At 32.2% G+C, this 22,628-nt stretch carries 17 protein-coding genes; 7 read left to right on the forward strand and 10 right to left on the reverse strand.

What is annotated here, in order from left to right:
• Positions 1-202: 202 nt before the first annotated feature.
• The 5 genes from HMPREF2586_RS03535 to HMPREF2586_RS03555 all read right to left on the reverse strand — a co-directional run bounded on the left by HMPREF2586_RS03535 (position 203) and on the right by HMPREF2586_RS03555 (position 6,239).
• Positions 203-868: an ABC transporter ATP-binding protein gene (locus HMPREF2586_RS03535; protein ID WP_046206634.1), complete on the reverse strand. Its 666-nt coding sequence runs from the start codon at positions 866-868 to the stop codon at positions 203-205.
• A 10-nt stretch (positions 869-878) separates the two neighbouring features.
• Positions 879-1,802, reverse strand: a complete 924-nt coding sequence (locus HMPREF2586_RS03540; RefSeq protein WP_070037162.1) for an ABC transporter permease — start codon at positions 1,800-1,802, stop codon at positions 879-881.
• Complete coding sequence (locus tag HMPREF2586_RS03545; RefSeq protein WP_070658034.1) at positions 1,799-2,965, reverse strand: ABC transporter permease; 1,167 nt, start codon at positions 2,963-2,965, stop codon at positions 1,799-1,801. The genes HMPREF2586_RS03540 and HMPREF2586_RS03545 overlap by 4 nt, the downstream gene beginning before the upstream one ends.
• A gap of 19 nt (positions 2,966-2,984) precedes the next feature.
• Positions 2,985-4,481: a DUF6583 family protein gene (locus HMPREF2586_RS03550; RefSeq protein ID WP_070658035.1), complete on the reverse strand. Its 1,497-nt coding sequence runs from the start codon at positions 4,479-4,481 to the stop codon at positions 2,985-2,987.
• Positions 4,482-4,826: 345 nt separating this feature from the next.
• Positions 4,827-6,239 (reverse strand): MFS transporter, encoded by a 1,413-nt coding sequence (locus HMPREF2586_RS03555; protein WP_070658036.1) that lies wholly within the window; start codon positions 6,237-6,239, stop codon positions 4,827-4,829.
• A 211-nt stretch (positions 6,240-6,450) separates the two neighbouring features.
• On the opposite strand from HMPREF2586_RS03555, the gene HMPREF2586_RS03560 reads away from it, so the two are divergent.
• Complete coding sequence (locus HMPREF2586_RS03560) at positions 6,451-7,389, forward strand: nucleoside hydrolase (RefSeq protein WP_070658037.1); 939 nt, start codon at positions 6,451-6,453, stop codon at positions 7,387-7,389.
• Positions 7,390-7,494: 105 nt separating this feature from the next.
• Here HMPREF2586_RS03560 and HMPREF2586_RS03565 read toward each other — a convergent pair whose 3' ends face one another.
• Positions 7,495-8,637 (reverse strand): CapA family protein, encoded by a 1,143-nt coding sequence (locus HMPREF2586_RS03565; RefSeq protein ID WP_046206628.1) that lies wholly within the window; start codon positions 8,635-8,637, stop codon positions 7,495-7,497.
• A 384-nt stretch (positions 8,638-9,021) separates the two neighbouring features.
• A complete protein-coding gene (locus tag HMPREF2586_RS03570) occupies positions 9,022-9,648 on the reverse strand; it encodes a nitroreductase family protein (RefSeq protein ID WP_064209169.1) in 627 nt (208 codons plus the stop codon).
• A gap of 389 nt (positions 9,649-10,037) precedes the next feature.
• On the opposite strand from HMPREF2586_RS03570, the gene HMPREF2586_RS03575 reads away from it, so the two are divergent.
• The gene (locus HMPREF2586_RS03575; RefSeq protein WP_046206627.1) at positions 10,038-12,194 is read left to right on the forward strand and encodes a bifunctional glycosyltransferase family 2 protein/CDP-glycerol:glycerophosphate glycerophosphotransferase; all 2,157 of its coding nucleotides are present in this window, start codon (positions 10,038-10,040) and stop codon (positions 12,192-12,194) included.
• A 370-nt stretch (positions 12,195-12,564) separates the two neighbouring features.
• On the opposite strand, the gene betA is transcribed toward HMPREF2586_RS03575, so the two are convergent.
• Both betA and betB read right to left on the reverse strand, forming a co-directional pair.
• Positions 12,565-14,247, reverse strand: coding sequence for a choline dehydrogenase (betA, locus tag HMPREF2586_RS03580; protein ID WP_046206626.1), 1,683 nt, complete (start codon positions 14,245-14,247; stop codon positions 12,565-12,567).
• A gap of 60 nt (positions 14,248-14,307) precedes the next feature.
• Entirely contained in the window at positions 14,308-15,801 is a 1,494-nt protein-coding gene (betB, locus tag HMPREF2586_RS03585) for a betaine-aldehyde dehydrogenase (protein ID WP_070658038.1), read from the reverse strand.
• 204 nt (positions 15,802-16,005) lie between these two features.
• On the opposite strand from betB, the gene HMPREF2586_RS03590 reads away from it, so the two are divergent.
• A complete protein-coding gene (locus HMPREF2586_RS03590; RefSeq protein ID WP_046206624.1) occupies positions 16,006-16,560 on the forward strand; it encodes a choline uptake/conversion transcriptional regulator CudC in 555 nt (184 codons plus the stop codon).
• Positions 16,561-16,761: 201 nt separating this feature from the next.
• Here HMPREF2586_RS03590 and HMPREF2586_RS03595 read toward each other — a convergent pair whose 3' ends face one another.
• A complete protein-coding gene (locus tag HMPREF2586_RS03595; RefSeq protein ID WP_103161376.1) occupies positions 16,762-18,384 on the reverse strand; it encodes a BCCT family transporter in 1,623 nt (540 codons plus the stop codon).
• A 425-nt stretch (positions 18,385-18,809) separates the two neighbouring features.
• Here HMPREF2586_RS03595 and HMPREF2586_RS12805 point away from each other — a divergent pair, with 425 nt between their 5' ends.
• From HMPREF2586_RS12805 to HMPREF2586_RS03615, 4 genes are all read left to right on the forward strand, one after another.
• Positions 18,810-19,265, forward strand: a complete 456-nt coding sequence (locus tag HMPREF2586_RS12805; RefSeq protein WP_046206623.1) for a DUF805 domain-containing protein — start codon at positions 18,810-18,812, stop codon at positions 19,263-19,265.
• Between the two features lie 155 nt (positions 19,266-19,420).
• Positions 19,421-20,137 (forward strand): class I SAM-dependent methyltransferase, encoded by a 717-nt coding sequence (locus HMPREF2586_RS03605; protein ID WP_070658039.1) that lies wholly within the window; start codon positions 19,421-19,423, stop codon positions 20,135-20,137.
• Positions 20,138-20,273: 136 nt separating this feature from the next.
• Positions 20,274-21,164, forward strand: coding sequence for a fructose bisphosphate aldolase (locus tag HMPREF2586_RS03610; RefSeq protein ID WP_046206621.1), 891 nt, complete (start codon positions 20,274-20,276; stop codon positions 21,162-21,164).
• Positions 21,165-21,548: 384 nt separating this feature from the next.
• Entirely contained in the window at positions 21,549-22,556 is a 1,008-nt protein-coding gene (locus HMPREF2586_RS03615; protein WP_070658040.1) for a PTS sugar transporter subunit IIC, read from the forward strand.
• Positions 22,557-22,628: the final 72 nt, after the last annotated feature.

The raw sequence follows: 22,628 nt of genomic DNA on the forward strand, positions 1-22,628 counted from the left end.
TAAGTCCCCCAGTCAAAATCGATTTTATGAAAGCGAATTCACAAACTAACATTATACACCTTTTCGCCTTTAATAACAACGTTGTTATTTTGTGGTTTTAAGATTTCTTAAAAATAAAAAAGCACAGACAAAATAAATGATTGACATTCACTTTGTAAGTACTTTTTAAATATAAGTAAACAAATGATTTAGAAATTTAAAGTTAATTATGATAACGCTCAAATTGCCATTGTTTGTCTGATAATACTTTTTTATAAAACGGATCGACGCCTATGACTTTAATACAATCAGCCAATGCCTCTACCTCATCTAAATGATGTGTCGTCAATATGATCAAACAATTTCGCTTCATTTGATTGAGTAAGTGGTGGATATCAAACCTTGATTTTAAATCTATGCCTACCGTTGGTTCATCTAGTATCAGAACTCGTGGATGATTCAGTAAACCTATTAATACATTCACTTTACGCTTCGTCCCCCCAGATAGACGAGAAACAGTAACATCTAAATCTTTGATGTTTAATTGTTCCATGTATTTTGTAATTAACGCATCAGATATTGGATGTTTACATAATGCTTTAAAACAATTAACGTTTTCAGCAACAGTCATATGCTCAAATAATGCAATATCTTGTGGTACATATCCAATCATTGCTTGTAATTGTTTTTTAGACAATTTTTTTCCAAAGTACGTAATTTCCCCTTGATTAGGTTGTTCTAACCCCGCAAGCATTCTTAATAGTGTCGACTTTCCAGCACCATTTTCACCTAATAGCACAGTTAATTGTTGGTTTTCAAAAGTCATATTCAGAGATTGAAAAATTGTTTTATTATGATATCGTTTCTGCACATGTTTTAAAGTTATCATCCCATCCCTCCTAAATTTGTATAAGGATATAAATCACGCTCATGACAAGCGCATATATAAACGTCATAAATAACCTATGACTAAGTGTATTAATTTTAAATAATAAAAAAGCAACACCGGCTTCAAATAATACAATGATAAACAGTGATTTCAAATAAAATATCCATGTTAACGATTGATGAAACAATAATGCACTTATGATTAATATCATTAACAATAGCATCGTATGTATCAGTATGTAAGTAAGATACAATTTCACCTGACTATATTGAACTAAAAAAATTCTTCTCAAAGGCCCATTCTGTTTTAATCTTTGGTGCAAAATAATTTGCACACTGCTCATACTCAACAATATCGCAAAAACAACACTCAATGAAATAGAAGTATCTGAATGTGACTTTACAAAATAATGTACAATTTGAGATTGAGGTGTCTTATCATTCAATATTTTATTTACTGTGTTCAAAGATGTACGATCACCATTATCATCTAAATGACTTTTAACGATATTAGGTATCTGTTGTTCATATAATGACATGCTTATGATTTCTAAGGTAATATCACCAATAAAATCATCTCTTCCATATAATAAAATTGTTTCTTTTAAACGGTTATCATGCAACTTTTGACTGTAATTTTTAGGTATTTGTAAACTTACTACCGCTTCTTTTCTTTCTATATATTCATCCAAATACGTTTCTTCAGTTGGCACTTTTATTTGAGTAATGAATTCGTTACTTGTGATGTTTTTGATTAAATTTTTAGACGCTGCAGATTGATCTAAATCTTGTATTGCTACAGGAATTTGAAATGATTTATTTAGTGTTTTATATATCCCCCAAATAGCAATTAAAGAGAATAATAAGATACACATAAAGGCTAAATGTTGTTTCCACTGTTTTTTTATAATTATGAAGAAATAGGGTTGAATCATAAGCGATACCTCCCAATCAATATCAAGACTAAGATGAAAATTGATATAAATAAACTGCTATAAAAAGTTATTGGTACATCTAAAATATAATTATTCAATACAATTTCCAGCATTTGATTTGTTACAAAACTAAATGGTAAGTAATCAACCATCCCTAATATAGAATGTTTAAAATAAATGGTTGGTATCGTCATCCCTGACAATAGAACAATCAATATACTCAATATACTTTTCAGTACATAGTTCATCCATTTAAAAGCAATTAAATCAATAATGGTTAACCAAATGATAATCATCAAGACATAATAGCTCAGTTGAATTACAATCGTTAACCAATTATAGCTTTCAAACTGATTTGGCAAGGATTTAATCAACCAAAGCACACCAAAAATCGTCCATAATCCTGTATAAAAAAGTGTAAATAAACTTCTTATCAGTGTTAATTTTTCAAAAGAAAAATGGTGCATGCTTAATCTTGACCACAATGCAGTCGTTTGATTCATTTTCAAAATAGTAAATATTGACAAAGCAAAAATATTAATAGATGTTAAATACGTTGTAATTACATAATAACTTGCACTGTCATATATATGTATAGGTTCATATTCAAATGCGCCAGCACGATTTAGTCCTGTAAACAATAAATCCGTTAGCAGCATTAATGTATGATCTTTATCATTATGTGAGGACAACGTTGTATAGGCTAGACCTCCACCCATCGATAACATAAGCCTTTGATATACTGAGTCTGTTAACTGATTAATGACTAAACTTTTGGTAGACTGTTGATCATATGTATGTACTGAAATAGGCAAACTTCCATTTTTATAAAAATCCTGTGTCATACCTTTTTCAAACACGTAATAACCCTCTAATGCTTTATTCTCTAACTTTTTTTCAGCTACTTTTTGGTCATATTTTTTTATGCTAATATCTTTCCCCAAATTCGCACCATCACCTAGTGATTTCAATATGATTTGCGTCTCTGGAGATCGATCTTTATCCACAACACCAATTCTAAATTTCTCATTATCTTGATTTAATTGTTGAATCACTATTAAAGTAGTAAACAACCCTATAACTATAATCAATAAATATAGTAGTAAATACCATTTTTTTAATAAAAAAGAGTGGTAAATGCGAAACAATTGTAATGTTTTCATTTTACCACTCTCCTTTTAGTTATTTTTTAAAATCTTTTGCTAAATCTTTAATGATACCTTCTGTTTTTTTAGAAATTTCCTTTTGTAATTTTTTCAAATCATCATCGGTCAATCCATTTAAATCTTTGGCACCTGATTTTTCGAATTTAATATCTTCTTTAAGTTTTGTTTCACCTTTGATATTAAATGTTACTGGTTGATATCGAATATCTGTAGTCAATTTAAAATCTTGCTTTTGCGTATTATTCTTCACATCGGTTTCTAAATGATTATTATATTCAAATTCAGTTTTGCGATAATTTGCATCAACGCTCACTTTACCTTTGTCTGTACGTTTGTCACCATCTTGAGTCTCATTGTTTGATAACTTAATCGTAGATTTTTTGTAACGCTCATTAGCCCCAATTGTATAATTGTCTTTATACTTATCATCGTCTTTTGTAGATTTACCTTTTAATGATAACTCAGTATCATCTGCAGCAATTTTATAATTCACTGCTAGTTTATCATCATCAATTTGATTCATTCCTGTTAATTTTACTTCTGAATCATTTTTATCTTTAGCAGTTAATTCACGTTTTAAAATTAAATTATCTTCTTCCCAAATTACAGATTTAATACTTGGAAAATCATTTTTATCTTTATCTTTCACTTCTTGTATCGCTTCATCAATTTTATCTTCATAATCCTCTGCTTTGAATTGATCTTCGGCTATTTTTTTAATATCTTTATCCTTCTTAGCTTTTTCCAAAACTGATTTCACAATCGCTTTTGTTTCGCCTTTGCTAAGTTTCAATGTTACTTTCTTAACATCTTGTTCATCGCCATCTACATCAATCGTAGCATTTTCTTTTTCAAAATTATCTTTGTCTAATTTATCAATGATTACATCTGTATATTTACTACTTATTTTTTCTATATCTTTTTGTGAAATTTGTGACCCCGATAATAATGAATTTAAGTTTAATGTATCATTTGTCACTACATTCTCTTTACCTGTAGTACTTGATGTATCTCCAGTTATTTTTTCAAAAGCATCTACAAGTTCATCATTTTTAGCTTTATAAACATCGTTAAATAATGGTGATGCATAATATTGATTGTCTTTGTCTGCAGCCCATTGAAACTTACCGATTTCATTATCTGCTATCGTTGGGTTTAAAGCCAAAATTGATTTTTCTTTTTTAGGATCGTGTCCCACTGTCAATCCCACTTCAGAAGCATCTGCGACAGATTTAGGAACACCTGATGATTCTAATAAATTTTTAGGCACATCGGCGTCTCCTTTTAAATTGATCAGATATGATTCATCTTTCATCTTATCTTGAAATTTAAATTCATTTTCAAATCGATCTTTAGCATATTCTTGAAATTGATTAGCTGTTTCCTTTTCGCTCAATAAATATGTGTTTTTAGGTGTGTTTTTGATAAAAAAGTAATAAGCAGCTCCCCCAATACCGGCAATTAAAAGCACACCAATCACAACTGCGACAATTATTTTTACTGTTTTAGACATACCCCTCAACCTCCCATTAAGTTTGATTGTTTTAATAATACCATAAAAGACTTAATATTAATTTATTTATTTGATTTTTCTTTTATTTTTCACTTGTTATTTAAATTAATTATCAAACATTTTTAATATTTGTAATATATCATTACATCCAATCAATTGTGCACTCAATACATATGTAGTCACCTTTATATTTCCTCTTAATTTGTAAAATAATTATTATCAATGAAATTCAATACGAATATAAAATGAGCCCCAAAAGATTACTTTTATTAGCAACCTTTTGAGGCTCAATCTTAAAACCAAAATTCTAAAATATTTTGTTAAAAAACTGTGATTTCAATCATGCTATGTTGTGCTACGTTTTTCGTGTTTAACTTCTTTTTCCCACCACAATGCATCTTTTGGATTTTGAATCACATCTTCGTAATCTTCTTGGGATTCTACATTTGGATATGATCCTCTTAAAGATTTATTAGATGTTGATTTGAACATTGTTACAAAGATTATTAAGCCAACAATATTTATAAACATCAAATAATAGGAAGGTGCAATTTGTTGGCCAGTTGACTCTACAAGTGTAGACAGGATAAATGGTGTTAAACCACCAAAAATAGCAGCACCTATATTATATACAAGCGATAGCGTACGCAATCTGACTTTAGTGTGGAACATACTTGGTAACACTGAAGGCATAACACCTTCAAATGTTGACATAAATAATGCAATGATAAATAAACCTAAGATAACTAAAGGCAACATCGGTATGCTCATTAACCAAAATGCTAACACTGAGAATAAGCTGAAACCTGCTAAACCAAATATAATCGTACGTTTATTTCCAATTTTATCACTATACCACCCAAAGAAAAATACAGCTGGAATCATGAGCAACATAGTGATTGTACTTAATATTGAACCCATTGTCCCACCTAAATTAATCGTCGTATTCAAGAACGAAGGCATATATGACAATACCATGTAATTGGCTACATTCAAGAAAGCTACGCCTGTAAAACAAACTACAACGTCTTTCCAATAATATTTAAAAATATCTAAATATGAATATTCTAATTCTTTTTGTTCTTCTAATGTGGACTCATAAGCTGGACTTTCATCAAGACTCGAACGAAGTATAATACCAACAATACCTAATGGCGCTGCTATAATAAATGGAATTCTCCAACCCCATTCAGCCATTTGCTGGTCATTCAACAAACTATACATTGTACCAGCAAGTATTGCAGCTAATATATTTCCTGCAAGTGTTCCTATTTCTAGTCCACTGCCTAATTTACCTCGTGTTTTATCTGGAGATGTCTCAGCAATATAAGTCATCGCTCCTGCATACTCCCCACCAGTGGAGAATGATTGAATCATTCGAACTACTAATAATAGTATGGGTGCCCAAATACCAATTTGTTCCTGAGTTGGTAACAAACCGAGCATTAATGTAGAGGCAGCCATCAATAAAATGGTAGTAGATAAAACTATTTTTCTACCATATTTATCTCCCAAATGACTGAAAAATATTCCTCCAATTGGTCTTACAATAAATGCAAAAGCAAAAACTGCAAAGGTTGACACAATTTGCATTTCTTGTGGCAAATTACCGAAAAAATTCGCACTGATCACCACTGCTAATTGTGCATACAATCCAAAATCAAACCATTCGATTGCATTACCTATCCCCGTTGCTACTACACCTTTTTTAGCTTGATTTGAATCTACATGATTCACTTTTTCTTTTTTAAACTTCACAAATAAAAACACCCCTTATTTACTTCCATAGATATAACATAACCTTTACGCATATATATAAACACTTACATTTTTTATTTTCAGAATTTTCCCACCCTGTGGCTTTTAATATCACGTGCTAAAGATTTATGAACTTTTGTTTAAATTGCTTATACTAATAACTGAGTTTGGTATAATGATTTAAAATCATTGAATTCGGAGGATTATATTTATGAAAAAAGTTTATTTTAATCATGACGGTGGTGTAGATGATTTAATCTCACTTTTCTTATTACTTCAAATGGAAGAAGTCGATTTGATTGGTGTCAGTGCAATCGGTGCTGACAGTTACATAGAACCAGCTGTGAGTGCATCACAAAAAATAATAAATCGTTTTTCATTAACGCCTGTCCATGTAGCAGCATCAAAAGCACGCGGCAAAAATCCTTTCCCAAAAGATTGGCGTATGCATGCTTTCTTTATGGATGCATTACCTATACTGAATGAGCCTACTTCGCAACATTCTAAAATATTAACACATGAGGCATATGAAGATATTATCGAAAAAGTAAACGCGAGCGATGAAAAAGTTACATTATTATTTACTGGGCCGCTTACGGATTTAGCTAAAGCTATCTCCGTTGAACCAAAACTCGTAAATAATATTGAACGGTTAGTATGGATGGGAGGCACATTTTTAGAAAAAGGGAATGTAGAAGAACCCGAACATGACGGCACAGCTGAATGGAATGCATTTTGGGACCCTGAAGCTGTTAAAACCATTTTTGATACAGAAATAAAGATTGATATGGTCGCTTTAGAAAGTACGAATCAAGTACCTATGACTTGGGACATTAGACAAATGTGGGCCAACGAACGCGCTTATACTGGTGTTGATTTTTTAGGTGTAAGTTATGCTGCTGTGCCACCGCTCACACATTTCCAAACAAATTCTACATATTTCTTATGGGATGTTTTAACAACTGCTTATGTCGGTAAACCAGACTTAGTAAAACAACACGATGTAAAAACTTCTGTTCATGTTAATGGTCCTAGTCAAGGATGTACATATATCGATGAAGCAAATGGCCGGTTAGTTTCTGTGGTACATCATGTTGAACATGATAGCTTTTTTAATTACATTACAAGTTTAGCTAAGCAAGTAAAATAAATACACATAACTCAAAGAAGAAGCACAATCAAAACATGTGAATTGATTACGCTTCTTCTTTTTATGCTATTAAATAAGCATATTCATTTTATAAATAAATAATAATCAGAAACTTTCGTTAGTCACAAATTCAGAATCAATGTTTGCTTTAGTGATTTCCTCTAAACGTTCCACGTTAACATTACCTTGATTTTTTTGATTTAAACCATGCTTACGTGCTAACTCATTATTATATTGATTTAAAGGATACATTTTAAAATTTTGTTCCTTATTGCTATATAAAGTCGGTTCCAGCTCATAATGTGTTACTAGTGATTTCCATCTGACTTGCTTGATTTTAGTTTGCTTCGGTGTTTTTTCAATATCGAACGCTAAATTACCTCCCAGTACATTGTTTTCATCACCTGTTGCTTGACCATTCAAAAAATTTCCCAGGGAATAAGCCACTAATGTTTTATGATTATCTTTACCCTTAATCCACTTCACAGGTTGAATGACATGGGGATGCGTTCCAATCACTACATCTACCCCAGCATCAGCAAACACTTTCGCATATTTCTGTTGTGTTTTATTTGGTTTATGTTTACCTTCATTACCCCAATGTGCTGAAACGATAACAACATCACTTTGTTTTTTTGCCTTAGCCACGTCTCTTTTTATTTGCTTTTCATCAAAGTAATTTATGTAATATGGTTTATCCGATCGAATACCATTCGTGCCATATGTATAACTCAATAAAGCTATATTAATATCGTTTTTATTCATAATTTGAACTGTATCTCTATTGTTTTGTGAATTATATGTTCCAAAATATTCAATATCATCAAATTGCTTCCAAAGTGCAATTTCATTCATAAGTCCACTCGTCCCTTGATCTAATGCATGATTATTAGCACCGTTCACTAAATTGAACCCTGAGTCAGATAAATCTTTTGCTATAGCTTCTGGCGTATTAAAGCGCTTAAACCCAGACAATCCTTTGCTATCTCCACCAATGGGAGATTCTTGATTTATATAAGCTATATCCGAAGCTTCAATATCTTTTTTCAAATGACTATACATTGGTTTAAAATCAAAACTTCCGTTATTCACTGAAGCATCATGATAAACTGCTGGATGAATTAAATTATCCCCCACCGCATAAAATGAAACGTTCTGACTCAAATGCTTAATATTTAATAAGCAACATGCACCAACTATGATAAAACACAAAAACAATAAAGGAAGTAAAATTTTATATTTCAACACACAAACACCTCTACTATACAATATAAATTGTTAGCTTGTTTTTTTAATTACGAATCCTACCGTTTCCTACATTTATAAACTATTTATAACATAATAAAGTTCAAAAAGTTAAGCTTTTATTACACATATTTATAGAAATGTACTTTTTGGTTATGTAATAAATACTATAAAAATAAGCACGCAAACCTTATTTAGATTCACCTGCTTATTTTTGAGTATCAACTTTTTATGTTCAAGCATTTATTGCTTTTTGCTAATTTATCATTTTAGTCATCTTAGAAATGACATTCATAGCTAGCTAACGATAAATTATTAACATTCTTCAGCCATTTAATATTCAAGTCGTTAATACTATTTAACTTAGCTTCCCTAAAATTATAAATTTTAAACATATTTTGTAACAGTCTCCGCTGACAATCTATAAGAGTCATGACCCGGATTTTTAGCTTTTCCTATAGCAACAATCATTACTGGTTCAAAGCGTTCTGGATCTAAATCAAATGCTTCAGCAATTTGATCTTTTTCAAAACCACCAATAGGATTTGTATCATAACCATAAGACCTAGCAACGAGCATAAATTGCATTGCTGCTAAGCTACTATCAATTTTTATAATATCATTCATTTCTGCACGATTTAAACTTTTATATAAAGGCAATATTTTGCCTAACATTTCAACCTTTACTTCTTCAGGCATATAACCATTTAAAACTGCATTATGATAGATGTCTTCTCCATATTCATAATTTTGCATATCGCCAAATATAATAACCATAGCTGCGGATGTATCATTTTGACGGGTATTAAAACGAACAAGTGGCTTCAATTTTTCTTTTCCTGCTTCACTTTCAACCACTAAAAATCTCCACGGTTGCATATTCACAGACGATGGCGCTTTTGTTGCTTTTTGTATCATCTCATCCATTTCAGTTCTAGGAATTTTAACTTGTTCATCAAACACTTTTACAGATTTCCTATTTAACACAACATCTTCAAAATCATTATTCTTCATTCCAAAATTCTCCTTAATCTTTTTTTACAAAATCAAATTATACGCAATTTGTTATATTTTACAAATCATCTGTTTAAATATTTAATGATTTCTAGTTTGGAAATATTTTATTTTGCCTCTAGAATTCCCTATAATGAAGTTATTAATTTATCAAAATAATTAAGATTTAAGTAAAACGTTTATTTCAATAATTTTTATAAAAGTGTAATTGAAAATAAACAATAGTTGATGTTTTGAATATATATTTATATTGTAGTAAAATAAATAAATCCGTTTTAACTCCTAAACGGTGAAGTTATTTTAAAAAAACACCCTATTATTTTGAATATTATCAGCACAAGTATGCTATTCAAATAATAAATAGAGTTAATGGAAAAAGAGGTAAAATAATGAAATCTGTATCAGTAATTGTAACTTATTACAACTCCGAAGATTATATTGAAAATTGCTTAAACAGTTTAAAAAATCAAAGGTTCCAAGATTTTGAATTAATATTAGTGAACGATGGTTCAACTGATAGTTCAAAAGCTATTGCAACTGAAACAATCAAAGATTGGAACATCTCAATTAAAGAAATTGATTTAACTCAAAATTTCGGACATGCTTATGCAAGAAATATTGCGCTAGATTCAGTAACATCACCTTATTTTATATTTATAGATTCTGATGATTATCTTGCGTCTTATGCGTTAGCTTTCTATATGAAACATTTAAATCAATACGATGCTTTAATTGCACCTATTCATTCTTTCACTTTAGATGTGCCACAATACGTCGATCAAAATTTAGTGAAAGTGCAATATTTAAACACTAAAACAAAATCAAATCAATTTCTACGTAAACATTCTGTTTGTAATATCGTTTTTAAAACAGCAATTATGCGTGGACATAATATTAAATTCAATGAAGATTTAGATATCTTTATCGACTGGTCTTTCGTCTTAGAATTCATTAAATATTCAAACGGTTTTGTAAGAATCAGTAGATTCCCTTTCTATATTAAAGGAGAAATTTATGATCCGTTTGAAAAACCGACGTTGTCAACTCAAGATTTCAATATTATTTTTAATGACTACGTTTATAGTTTTTCAGACGCTGTAAAACGTGCGCCTTTAAAAGAAAACAAAAAATTCATTAAAACTAAGATGAAAAATTTATATAGAGATTCGTTTGAGCCATCATTAAGAAAAACACCTGAAAGATATAAATCAAATAGTGAGCTTTTACCAAAAGTCACAAGACAGTTAATGACTACAATATTCAAAAGCGAGAAACCATTATTTATTTTAGAATCATTAATGCTTATGTTTAATAAGAAAAAGCCGGCATTTAAAGTAAATCGATTTAGAAAGCGTGCACGCTTAGCTAAAAATGTTGTTTTACGTCGAAAAAATAAAAACCGTTCATTATATCAACTTACAGATAGCGAAAACAAAGTTAAGCCGAATACAATCGTTTTCGAAGCTTTTGGTGGTAAAAATTATAGTGACAGTCCAAAGTATATCTATGAGTATATGATGAAATACCATCCAAACTATGAATTTATTTGGGTATTCAGAAAACCTGATCAAGTCTATTTACCAGGACCTGCCAAAAAAGTTAAAAAGGGTTCTAACGCATACTATGAAGCTTATGCTAGTGCAAAATACTGGGTAACAAATGCAAGACTCCCATTATACCTAAATAAAAAAGCTAACCAAGTTTATATTCAAACTTGGCACGGCACGCCTTTAAAACGCTTAGCAAATGATATGAAAGTCATCCGTATGCCTGGAACAACAACTGATAACTATAAGCGTAATTTCAAAGAAGAAACAAGCAGATGGGATTACCTTGTCTCTCCAAATGCTTATTCATCTAAGATATTTGAAACAGCTTTTTGGATGCCACCAGAGAAAATACTTGAAATTGGTTATCCTAGAAATGATGTCTTAGTTAATCGTGCAAATGATCAAGCTTACATTCAAGAAATTAAAGAAAACTTAAATTTACCTAAAGACAAAAAAGTAATTATGTATGCACCAACTTGGCGTGATGATGAATTTGTCAAAAAAGGAAAATATTTATTCGACTTAAAAATCGATTTAAATAATTTACAGCAAAAAATTGGTGATGACTATGTTATTCTATTAAGAATGCATTATCTTATTGCTAACGCATTAGACTTAAGAGGTTATGAAGATTTTGCAATCGATGTATCAAACTATAGTGACATCTCAGAATTATATCTCATTTCTGATTGCTTAATCACAGATTATTCTTCTGTAATGTTTGACTATGGCGTATTAAAAAGACCTCAAATTTTCTTTGCTTATGATCTAGATAAATATGCTAAAGATTTAAGAGGCTTCTATTTAGACTATCACAAAGATTTACCAGGACCTATTTATCAAGATGCATATCAACTAGCTGAAGATTTACAACATTTAAATCAAATTGAAACTGATTATAAACCTAAAATTGATAAATTTTATAATGATTTTTGCTCAATTGAAAATGGTAATGCTGCTAAAGCAATCGCTGATTTAATTACCAAAAATCAATAAATATTAAAAGATATCATGCGCATAGCTTATATATGGCTATGTACAAACAAGCGCGCTAATCCATGATGGATTAGCGCGCTATTATTTTTAAAATCTTACATCTTTGATCCACTGAAGTACAATATGTGTAAGTAGTTTAAACTAGTAGTCTTGCACGCAGACTATACTTGGAGAAAAATACGTTCTTAAATCACTGTCACTGAAGTACTATAGTTTAAAGGAAACACACCTTCAACTTAGCGTATTCAGCTTCATAAATTAAAGAGGTTGTTATTTCATAACCAATGGTTTCAATCCATTAAAATAAACCTCCCGTTTTCATTTATTACGAATGAAAATAGGAGGTTCTTATATATTAATAGCATGTTCTTTATTTTACTGTACCTGCGTCTTTATCATGTACACCATGACGATAAAAATCAATATATTCAGGTTCTAATGGTTTTTTACCTCTAATTACATCAGCAGCTCTTTCAGCTATCATCAATACTGGAGAATGAATATTACCATTTGTCGTACGTGGCATAACTGAAGCATCTACGACACGTAAATTTTCCATACCATGTACTTTAAATGTCTCAGGATCTACTACTGACATTTCATCAGATTTTGGTCCCATTCTACAACTACAAGATGGATGTAATGCTGTTTCTCCGTCACGTTTTACCCATTCGATAATTTCTTCATCTGTTTGAACCTCAGGTCCTGGTGAAATCTCTCCACCATTGAATGGATCTAAAGCTTTTTGAGACAAGATATTTCTAGCTACTTTAATTGCTTCTACCCACTCACGTTTATCTTCTTCAGTAGACAAATAATTGAAGACGAAATCCGGTTTTTCAAATGGATCCTTAGATTTAATCTTCAAGTGGCCACGTGAATTAGAGTACATTGGACCAACGTGAACTTGATAACCATGTGCAGTTGGCGCTTTAGTACCATCGTATCTTACTGCAATCGGTAAGAAGTGGAACATTAGGTTTGGATAATCTACTTCATTGTTAGAACGAACAAAGCCGCCACCTTCAAAATGATTGGATGCTGCAGCACCTTTACGACCTAATATCCATTGCAAACCAATAAATGGCATTTTCAATTTATTCAAACTTGGTTGCATTGATACAGGTTGTTTACATGCATGTTGCACATATACCTCTAAATGGTCTTCAAAGTTTTCGCCTACACCTGGTAAGTGTAAACGTGGCTCGATACCTACAGAACGTAAATGTTCTGAATCACCAATACCAGATAATTGTAATAATTGTGGTGAATTTATCGCACCACCTGATAAAATGACTTCTTTAGCATGAACTGTATGTTCTTTACCATTTTTCTTAAATGTAACACCAGTTACTTTATTTCCTTCAAAATTTAGTTTAGTAACAAAAGCACGTGTTTGTACGTCTAAATTTTTACGTTTCATTGCTGGATGTAAATATGCTCTTGAAGCTGAAACACGACGACCATTATGAACTTGGCTATCAAAAGGACCAAATCCTTCTTGTCGGAAACCATTAACATCTGGTGTTTTGTTATAGCCCGCTTCTACACCTGCATTAAAAAACGCTTGGAATAATGGATTCGATGCAGGACCTCTTCTTAATTTAATCGGACCATGATGGCCACGGTATGGATCATCTTTACTTGAACCAAATGTTGTTTCTAAACGTTTAAAGTATGGTAAACAATGTGCAAAATCCCAATTATCCATGCCTTCAGGTTTTGCCCATTTTTCATAGTCCATTGGGTTACCTCTTTGATAAATCATGCCGTTAATAGAACTTGAACCACCAAGCACTTTACCACGGGCATGACCTACTTTTCTACCATCCATATGTGGTTCTTCGTTAGTTTCATAAATCCAATCATACAGTTTATTGCCTGCTGGATACATTAAAGCAGCTGGCATTTGGATTAATAAATCCCAAGGATAGTCACTACGTCCTGCCTCAAGTACAAGTACGTTATTAGATACATCTTCACTAATTCTCGCACCTAATACTGATCCGGCACTACCGCCTCCGATAATAATATAATCATATGCTTCTCTCATTTTTATATAGCCTCCTGATATACATATTTATAAGCTTCATCGTAAATTTTGTGATTAACGTTACGCTTTACCGAACCAATTTACAGGCTCTGGATTTGTGTTACGAAGGATATGTTTCTCAACTTGGTACTCTGCTAGACCTTCTTTTCCAAGTTCTCTACCAATACCTGACTGTTTATATCCGCCCCATGGTGCTTGCGCAAAATATGGATGGAAATCATTAATCCAAACTGTACCCATTCTCAATTGGTTAACGACACGTTCTGCTTTACCAACATCGTTAGTAAATACACCGCCAGCTAGTCCATAAATAGAATCGTTAGCTAGTGTGATTGCCTGCGCTTCTGTATCAAAACCTTCGATTGTTACTACAGGTCCAAACACTTCTTCTTGAACGATACGCATTGAAGTATCACAATCAGTAATCACTGTTGGTTCAAAGAATAAGCCGTCTTGTAAGTCCTCACGTTCTGGACGTTTACCGCCGATAGCAATAGTGGCATTTTCTGATTTAGCTATTTCTATATATTTCTCTATTTTTTCTCTATGTTCTGCAGAGATTACTGGACCCATTTCAGTTTCTGGGTTAAAGCCGTCGCCCAATTTAATATTTTTAATTCTTTCAATTAACGCTTGTTCAAATTGTTTTTTTATTTTGTTATCTACTATGATTCTTGCACCAGCTGAACATACTTGACCTGCATGGAAAAAGCCACCATTTAGCGCTTGATCAACTGCAAGTTCAAAGTCTGCATCTTCGAATATAATATTAGGGTTTTTACCACCGAGTTCTAAAGCAACATTTGTTACATGATCTGCCGCTTGTTTCATGATATGTTTACCTGTTTGAATGCCGCCTGTAAATGAAACTAAATCGACATCTTTATGTGCTGATAGTGGTTCTCCAACTTCAGAACCTTTACCTAATACTAGGTTAATGACACCTTTAGGGAAGCCTACTTCTTCCATCAATTCAAACACACGGATTGTTGTTAATGGTGTAATTTCACTTGGTTTCATTACTAAAGAACAACCAGTCGCTAATGCTGGCGCAATTTTCCAAGATGCTTGAAGTAAAGGATAATTCCAAGGTGTGATTTGTGTTACAACACCTACTGGCTCTTTAACAACTTTACTTTCTGTATTCGGAATAGGAGAATCAATAATCTCTCCTCCATCTTTATCTGCTAACCCAGCGAAAAAGTTAAATACATTTGCAATATCGTCCATATCAGCATAAGACTCTTCTAATGTCTTACCTGTATCTAACGTTTCAAGTTTCGCTAATTCTTCACGATGTTTTTCGATCATATTAGCTATTGCTCTAACTTTCTTACCTCTATTTTCACTTGTTTCATTAGCCCATGTGCCTTCTTCGAAAGCACGTCTTGCTGCTAAAATTGCACGTTCACTATCTTCCGCAGTTCCTTCTGCTACTTCTAGAATAACTGCTTGATTATATGGATTAATAATCTCTCTTGTTTGCTTATTTGAGCTTTCCACCCATGCTCCATCAATATATTGAAGACGAGATAAATGATCTACAAGTTCCATTAAAATTACCTCCGTTAAGTTTGTTAAATTTTTATTTAACGAATTTTATGAACTTTATGTTATCATAGTAGTTGAAAAAGTGTCAAATGTGTTTAAATATGATAGGGGTTTATGCATGCATCTTTTTTATATGGAAGGTAAACTATAGAAACTCACTATTTATTTTTCACTTAACTCTATAAGGACTTGAACGGAGGTGGACAATTGGTACATTCGACCAACCCTGATTATCAATTAGAGGAAGCTAAGGATATCGTTATTAATGCTATTGGCGAAACCATGGATTTGTACGGCATCAATAGAAGTGTAGGAAACTTATTTGGAACAATGCTCTTTGAAGACAGTATGACACTTGATGAAATGAGAGAACAATTACAAATGAGCAAGCCCAGCATGAGTGCTGGTGTTAAAAGATTGCAAGAATTTGATATTGTTAAGCAACAATTCACACGTGGAAGTAGAAAACAACATTTTGTCGCTGAAAAAGATTTCTTTAATTTCTTTAGTAATTTCTTTTCACGCAAATGGCGTCGTGAAATTGTTATTAATTCAGAAGGTGTTCATGATGCAGTAGCCATCCTTGATAAGATTATTGATAACAGCAAAGCAGATGAAGCTACAAAATCTGAAGCAGAGGAAGTTAAACAACAATTATTAGATACTTTACCTTATTATGAATGGTTAGATAATTTAAGCAATGCATTAGAATCTGGTGAAATATTTAAATATTTCCCAATTCCAGAAAAAAAAGAGTCATAGTTATGTTGGAAGCTTGCTTTTAACATTTTTAGTTAAAAAGCTGAGACAGTTTATAATGTCTCAGCTTTAAGTATGTGTTCATAGTGATTGAATACTATACATGCTACTCGTTTTACAAAGTAATCCGAATCACTGTCTCTATACAAAATAAGCGCACCACTATCTCACCGTAAAATAAGATAGTGGTGCGCTTGTTTTATATTACTTATCATTTTCTTTCCGTTCTCTTACTTGTGTTATACGTAACGAACGTCTTTCTACTTCCCTATATTTTTCGGCTCTATCTTCTAGTTTCAATCTATCTTCGGACAATGTCCTTAAGAATGAAATCATCATCATGACAAATATAGCCAACAGCGGGACACTAGCTAATAAAGAAGCTGTTTTCAAGACTTCTAACGCTCGTTCACCACCTACTAACATCAGTCCAAATGGTAATAGACATAATGCAAAAGCCCAGTACAATCTATTTGCTTTTAATGGCTCGCCGATGACTTTCTTTTGAGAAGCTGCAGCCAAGATATATGAACCTGAATCAAATGTAGTCGCTAAGAATAAGAATGCAGATAACAAGAATAGTACAATGATTAAATTAGGGAATGGTAATTGATGCATAACTTCTATAATAGTAGCTTCTGTACCATGCGTATTTAAGAAATGGATCACATCGAATGAACCAGTGATTTGTAAATAAACTGCATAGTTTCCAAAAATACCAAAGAACAGTGCACATCCTAACGTCCCATAAACAATTGTTCCAAGCACAATTTCTTTAAGTGTACGTCCTTTAGAAATACGCGCAATAAACAATCCTATAAATGGCGCATATACAATCCACCATGACCAATAGAAAATCGTCCATTGTTGTGGGAAATTCGTTTCTTTACGACCACCTATACCGCCAAATGGTTCAATCCATGTAGCCATTTGGAAGAAATTTTTAATCATGTTACCCATACCAGTGATGGACGTTTCCATAATAAATACAGTCGGTCCAACAATAAATACAAATCCTAGTAATACAAAAGATAAAATAACATTCGCATCACTTAAAACTTTAATTCCTTTTTTCAAACCAGAATAAGAACTATATGCGAAGACAGCTGTAATTGTGAAGAGAATAATGCTACGCATCAACATACTGTCTCCAATACCTGTTAATTTTTCTATGCCTGCAGAAATCATTGGCACACCCAGTGCTAATGAAGTAGCTGCGCCACCAAGCAGACCAAAAATAAATAGAATATCAACTATTTTTCCTATAATACCATCTGTCTGACTTCTTAAAATCGGACGCATTGTTTGACTAATTTTATAAACTGGTTTTTTCTTAATAAAAACAAGATAACCAATTGCTAGTGCTGGCAATACAAATGTGGCCCAAGCAATTGGTCCCCAATGGAACATGCCATACATAGTAGCGTAATTCAATGCACTATCCGTCATTCCTTTACCGCCATGTGGAGGATCTTGATAATAGAATGCCCATTCAATAACGCCCCAATATAAAATATCTGAAGCAATTCCGGCACAAAATAGCATAGCTGCCCAACTAAAATTATTAAATTCAGGCTTGTCTGTCGCTTTACCAAGCGTCACATTACCATATTTACCAAATGCAATATAAAGTACAAATATTAACGTTGCAAGTCCAATCAATAAATATATTGAGCCGAGTGTACTCGACACGACCTCATTTAAATGCGTAATTATGTCCTGACTGGCCTTAGGAAAAACCATCATCGGAATAACTGCAATCAGTAATATCAATGAAGACCCTATAAAGGTCGTCCAATCCATTACTTTTACTCTTTCTTTTTTCACAATAGACACCCCTTATTGTTAGTAAAATATGTAAAAAATTTGCTAATCACTATAATTTTTTAGCAAAACCATTTATTAAATTACAAACATGAGCCTAACGAACTTTTAATAATAATGCAAATTGCATTCAAAAAACACAAACACAAAAGATGAATAAATATATAATATTTCTATTAGTCACAGTCTCTAAAATCGTTACAATCACAGTGTTAAGTTTAAATTTAACGAAATTAACGAACGGAACAAACTTTCTTTTTGTATTATTATGCGTTATTTATGTATTAATATTATTTTTATATTTTTTCGAACAGTTGCTATTTTCCTTTTTCTATAGTAAATTCAACACACAATTAAGTTTCAATATACTTTATTTTTTAAAAAATAATATTGGTAATTCTCAATATTTAACAAAGGGAGTTTATATCATGTGGCATTATTATAAATTGTATTGGAAAAATGCGCTTGATTTTAAAGGGCGTGCTAGAAGAAAAGAATTGTGGTTTCCATTTTTAGTCAATATATTAATCACTATTCTATTGGCTATACTATTAGACTATATTTTCAAAATACCAACGTCGATAAGTGACGCAATTAGCGCTTTATTTACAATTATTATCTTTATTCCTGATTTTTCAGTGGCTACAAGACGCATGCATGATATTGGTCGGACGATGACTTTTCCAATTATATTTGGCGTCTTTTCCGTGTTATTTTTAATTGCCTCATTTATCCCATCTGGTGACGGCTTATTTTTCAATATTTTAGCAGTTATTTTCGGCATTAGTAGCATTATTTTCTTCATTTTAAATATTGTCGCTTTCTTTTACATGATTACCGATAGTGACAAAGCAGTTAATCAATACGGATTACCACGTAAGTAATTAGAAAAACGCACATAAAGAACGGGACAGAAATCATGCTTTACAAGCGATTCCTGTCCCGTTTTTCTTTTTGCAAAACTATTAATCCCATACTTTTCAACTAAAATAGCTTATAATTCATATATAATGTATTTATAATAAATGAGGTATTTAACATGAACAAAAGTAAAATCATTAATTATTGGAATAAGCGTGCGACTTCTTTTAGCAAAGACAAGCAAGCAGAACTTAAAAGTGTGCACGCAGAAAGATGGCTATCTGAAATAAACCAAATTATAACAATCGAACCCGGTATAAAAATCTTAGACATTGGCACAGGCGCAGGTTTTCTAGCAATTCTATGTCAACAACAAGGTGCACAAGTTACTGGTATTGACCTTTCCCCTGAAATGATTCAATCTGCTAAGCAAAATGCATTACGTTTTAATATAAATGTCAACTTTCAAGTCATGGATGCTGAACATTTACATTTTGACGATGCGTATTTTGACCTAGTCATTTCTAGAAATGTTACATGGTTATTACCAGATACAAAAGCTGCCTACCAAGAATGGTTACGCGTTTTAAAACCAAATGCTACGCTCATTAATATCGATGGAGATTATGGCAACGATGCTTTTACAGATTATAGTGATATACCAAATCACCACGCGCATCATACTTTAGGAGACACGATGTTAGCAGAGAGTGAAAATATAAAGCAAAGTATTTCAATTAATCACTACGACCGCCCTCAATACGATTTAAATATCCTTAAGCAAATAAATACGAAACCCATCCATGTAGATACGACCATTCATAAACGCATTTATCAATCACATGATGAATTTTATAATCCAACACCTATATTTTTAATAGCATTAACGAAATAATAAATGATTATGAAACATACAACATTGCTAACCATATTAAAATATGAATAATTCGTTTCACTTAGAGCCTACAACTTGCGTTGACACCTAATTTTTATCATACTATATATGAATAAAAGCAAAAGGAGTGGTAAGAATGAATAAAGAACAATTTGATAAAGTGAAAAACGGCAAAGGATTCATTGCTGCATTAGACCAAAGTGGTGGCAGTACACCTAAAGCATTAAGTGACTATGGTGTAACTGAAGATCAATATAACAGTGAAGATGAAATGTTTAAACTTGTACATGATATGCGTACACGAATTGTTTCATCACCTGCATTCAGTTCAGATAAAATCATTGGTGCAATTCTTTTCGAACAAACGATGGACCGTGAGGTAGAAGGTAAACATACTGGTGACTATTTAGCTGATAAAGGTGTCGTTCCTTTCTTAAAAGTTGATAAAGGCTTAGCTGAAGAACAAAACGGCGTGCAATTAATGAAGCCAATTCCAGATTTAGATAAATTATTAAACCGTGCAAATGATCATAAAATTTTCGGTACAAAAATGCGTTCTAATATTTTAGAATTTAATAAAACTGGTATTGACCAAGTTGTACAACAACAATTCGAAATTGGAAAACAAATCATCTCTGCTGGATTGGTCCCAATTATCGAACCAGAGGTAAATATCAATGCTGATAACAAAGCAGAGATTGAATCATACTTATCAAGTGCAATATTAGCTGAGCTAAATAAATTAAATGACGATGAACTCGTAATGTTAAAATTAACAATCCCAACTAAAGCTAACCAATATCAAGAATTAATCGCACACCCTAATGTGGTTCGTGTCGTTGCTTTATCCGGTGGTTATAGTAGAGAACATGCTAACGAAGTTTTAAAACAAAACAAAGACTTAATTGCTAGTTTCTCTCGTGCATTAATCAATGACTTAAATGTCAATCAATCAGATGAAGAATTTGATAAAATTTTAGCAGATACAATCGATTCTATCTATGATGCATCAGTAAACAAAGCTTAATAACCATTCAGCAATAGCTTTATATTTCCCAGGAAACTTGGCAATAATAAAGCTTAACACACACCCTGATCTTTAATGTCAGGGTGTGTTTTTATATAACAATGTTTAAATGCAATTTGTAATAACGTCTTACACACCTCAGTCAATATTACTTATCTTGCTATACTCAATCTAACTAACGCATTTTTTTATCATAAAAAATCGAATACTGCATTTGAAATAACATGTGCTCACTGAGACTATTCCTTAATGTTTTCAATATTTTTCAGCAAGCATGTTTAATGTAAGTTTTTAAGAAATCCTTAAATAGACTAGCTATAAACCACGACAAACTATATAATTATATTAATTTGCTAATTATCAATGGTTTTAAGGGGAGGAAGTATGAAAAATTATCTACATAGATGGATTATTGAAGCGTTAAGTTATATGGCTTTAGGGTTATTTGGCTCTTTGATTATCGGATTGATTTTAGAAACGCTTGGAGAACAAACATTATTACCACAATTAAATCTGACATTTTTATCAGCAATCGGTAAAGTAGCAATGTCCATGACTGGTGCCGCTATTGGTGTGGCGATAGCTTATGGTTTAGGCGCAAAACCACTCGTTACATTTTCTAGTGTTATCGTAGGTACATTAGGTTATACAACTTTTGATGGTGGTCCAGTAGGCGCTTATATCGCTACAGTCATCGTTGTTGAACTGAGTAGATTATATGCTGGCAAAACAAAAATCGACATCATTTTATCTCCACTACTAACGATATTAATTGGTGGTTTTATTGCAAAGGCTTTTGGACCAGCATTAAATCAATTTATGACAGGCTTAGGCAAAATTATCATTGCATCCACGGATCAACAACCGTTCATCATGGGTATCTTAGTCTCTGTTATCTTTGGTTTAGCTTTAACTGCACCGATCTCAAGTGCAGCTTTAGCGTTGATGTTAGATTTGAATGGCCTCGCTGCAGGCGCAGCAACAATTGGTTGTGCATCACAAATGGTTGGTTTTGCAGTTACTGGCTATAAAGATAATGGTTGGGGTGGTGTGCTTTCTGTAGGTATTGGTACAAGTATGTTGCAAGTCCCAAATATCATTAAACATCCAATGATTTTACTACCACCTACTCTTACAAGCGCTATTGTTGCATCTATTATGACAACGTGCTTCCCTATGACAAATAATGCTGCAGGTGCTGGTATGGGCACAAGCGGCTTCATCGGTCAAATTATGACTATCAATACAATGGGTGGCTCTATACAGACTTGGTCCTTAATTCTTACTTTCCACATTTTATTGCCAGCCATTATCAGTTTCTTTCTTTATAGAATTTGTTTTAAAAAACAATGGATACGTCCTGGTGACCAACTGATTCACATTGCAAAATAGCAAACGACATACAATATAAAACAAATCCTGAGACAATTTACATGTCTCAGGATTTATTTATGTTCATCTAAA

The sequence above is a fragment of the Staphylococcus sp. HMSC034G07 genome (assembly GCF_001835975.1).
GTDB classification, from domain to species: domain Bacteria; phylum Bacillota; class Bacilli; order Staphylococcales; family Staphylococcaceae; genus Staphylococcus; species Staphylococcus ureilyticus.

Excerpts from the sequence above, each read along its gene's own strand:
- HMPREF2586_RS03535 (WP_046206634.1), bottom strand. The coding sequence starts at position 868 with ATGATAACTTTAAAACATGTGCAGAAACGATATCATAATAAAACAATT.
- HMPREF2586_RS03540 (WP_070037162.1), bottom strand. The coding sequence starts at position 1,802 with ATGATTCAACCCTATTTCTTCATAATTATAAAAAAACAGTGGAAACAA.
- HMPREF2586_RS03545 (WP_070658034.1), bottom strand. The coding sequence starts at position 2,965 with ATGAAAACATTACAATTGTTTCGCATTTACCACTCTTTTTTATTAAAA.
- HMPREF2586_RS03550 (WP_070658035.1), bottom strand. The coding sequence starts at position 4,481 with ATGTCTAAAACAGTAAAAATAATTGTCGCAGTTGTGATTGGTGTGCTT.
- HMPREF2586_RS03560 (WP_070658037.1), top strand. The coding sequence starts at position 6,451 with ATGAAAAAAGTTTATTTTAATCATGACGGTGGTGTAGATGATTTAATC.
- HMPREF2586_RS03570 (WP_064209169.1), bottom strand. The coding sequence starts at position 9,648 with ATGAAGAATAATGATTTTGAAGATGTTGTGTTAAATAGGAAATCTGTA.
- HMPREF2586_RS03575 (WP_046206627.1), top strand. The coding sequence starts at position 10,038 with ATGAAATCTGTATCAGTAATTGTAACTTATTACAACTCCGAAGATTAT.
- betA (WP_046206626.1), bottom strand. The coding sequence starts at position 14,247 with ATGAGAGAAGCATATGATTATATTATTATCGGAGGCGGTAGTGCCGGA.
- betB (WP_070658038.1), bottom strand. The coding sequence starts at position 15,801 with ATGGAACTTGTAGATCATTTATCTCGTCTTCAATATATTGATGGAGCA.
- HMPREF2586_RS12805 (WP_046206623.1), top strand. The coding sequence starts at position 18,810 with ATGTGGCATTATTATAAATTGTATTGGAAAAATGCGCTTGATTTTAAA.
- HMPREF2586_RS03605 (WP_070658039.1), top strand. The coding sequence starts at position 19,421 with ATGAACAAAAGTAAAATCATTAATTATTGGAATAAGCGTGCGACTTCT.
- HMPREF2586_RS03610 (WP_046206621.1), top strand. The coding sequence starts at position 20,274 with ATGAATAAAGAACAATTTGATAAAGTGAAAAACGGCAAAGGATTCATT.
- HMPREF2586_RS03615 (WP_070658040.1), top strand. The coding sequence starts at position 21,549 with ATGAAAAATTATCTACATAGATGGATTATTGAAGCGTTAAGTTATATG.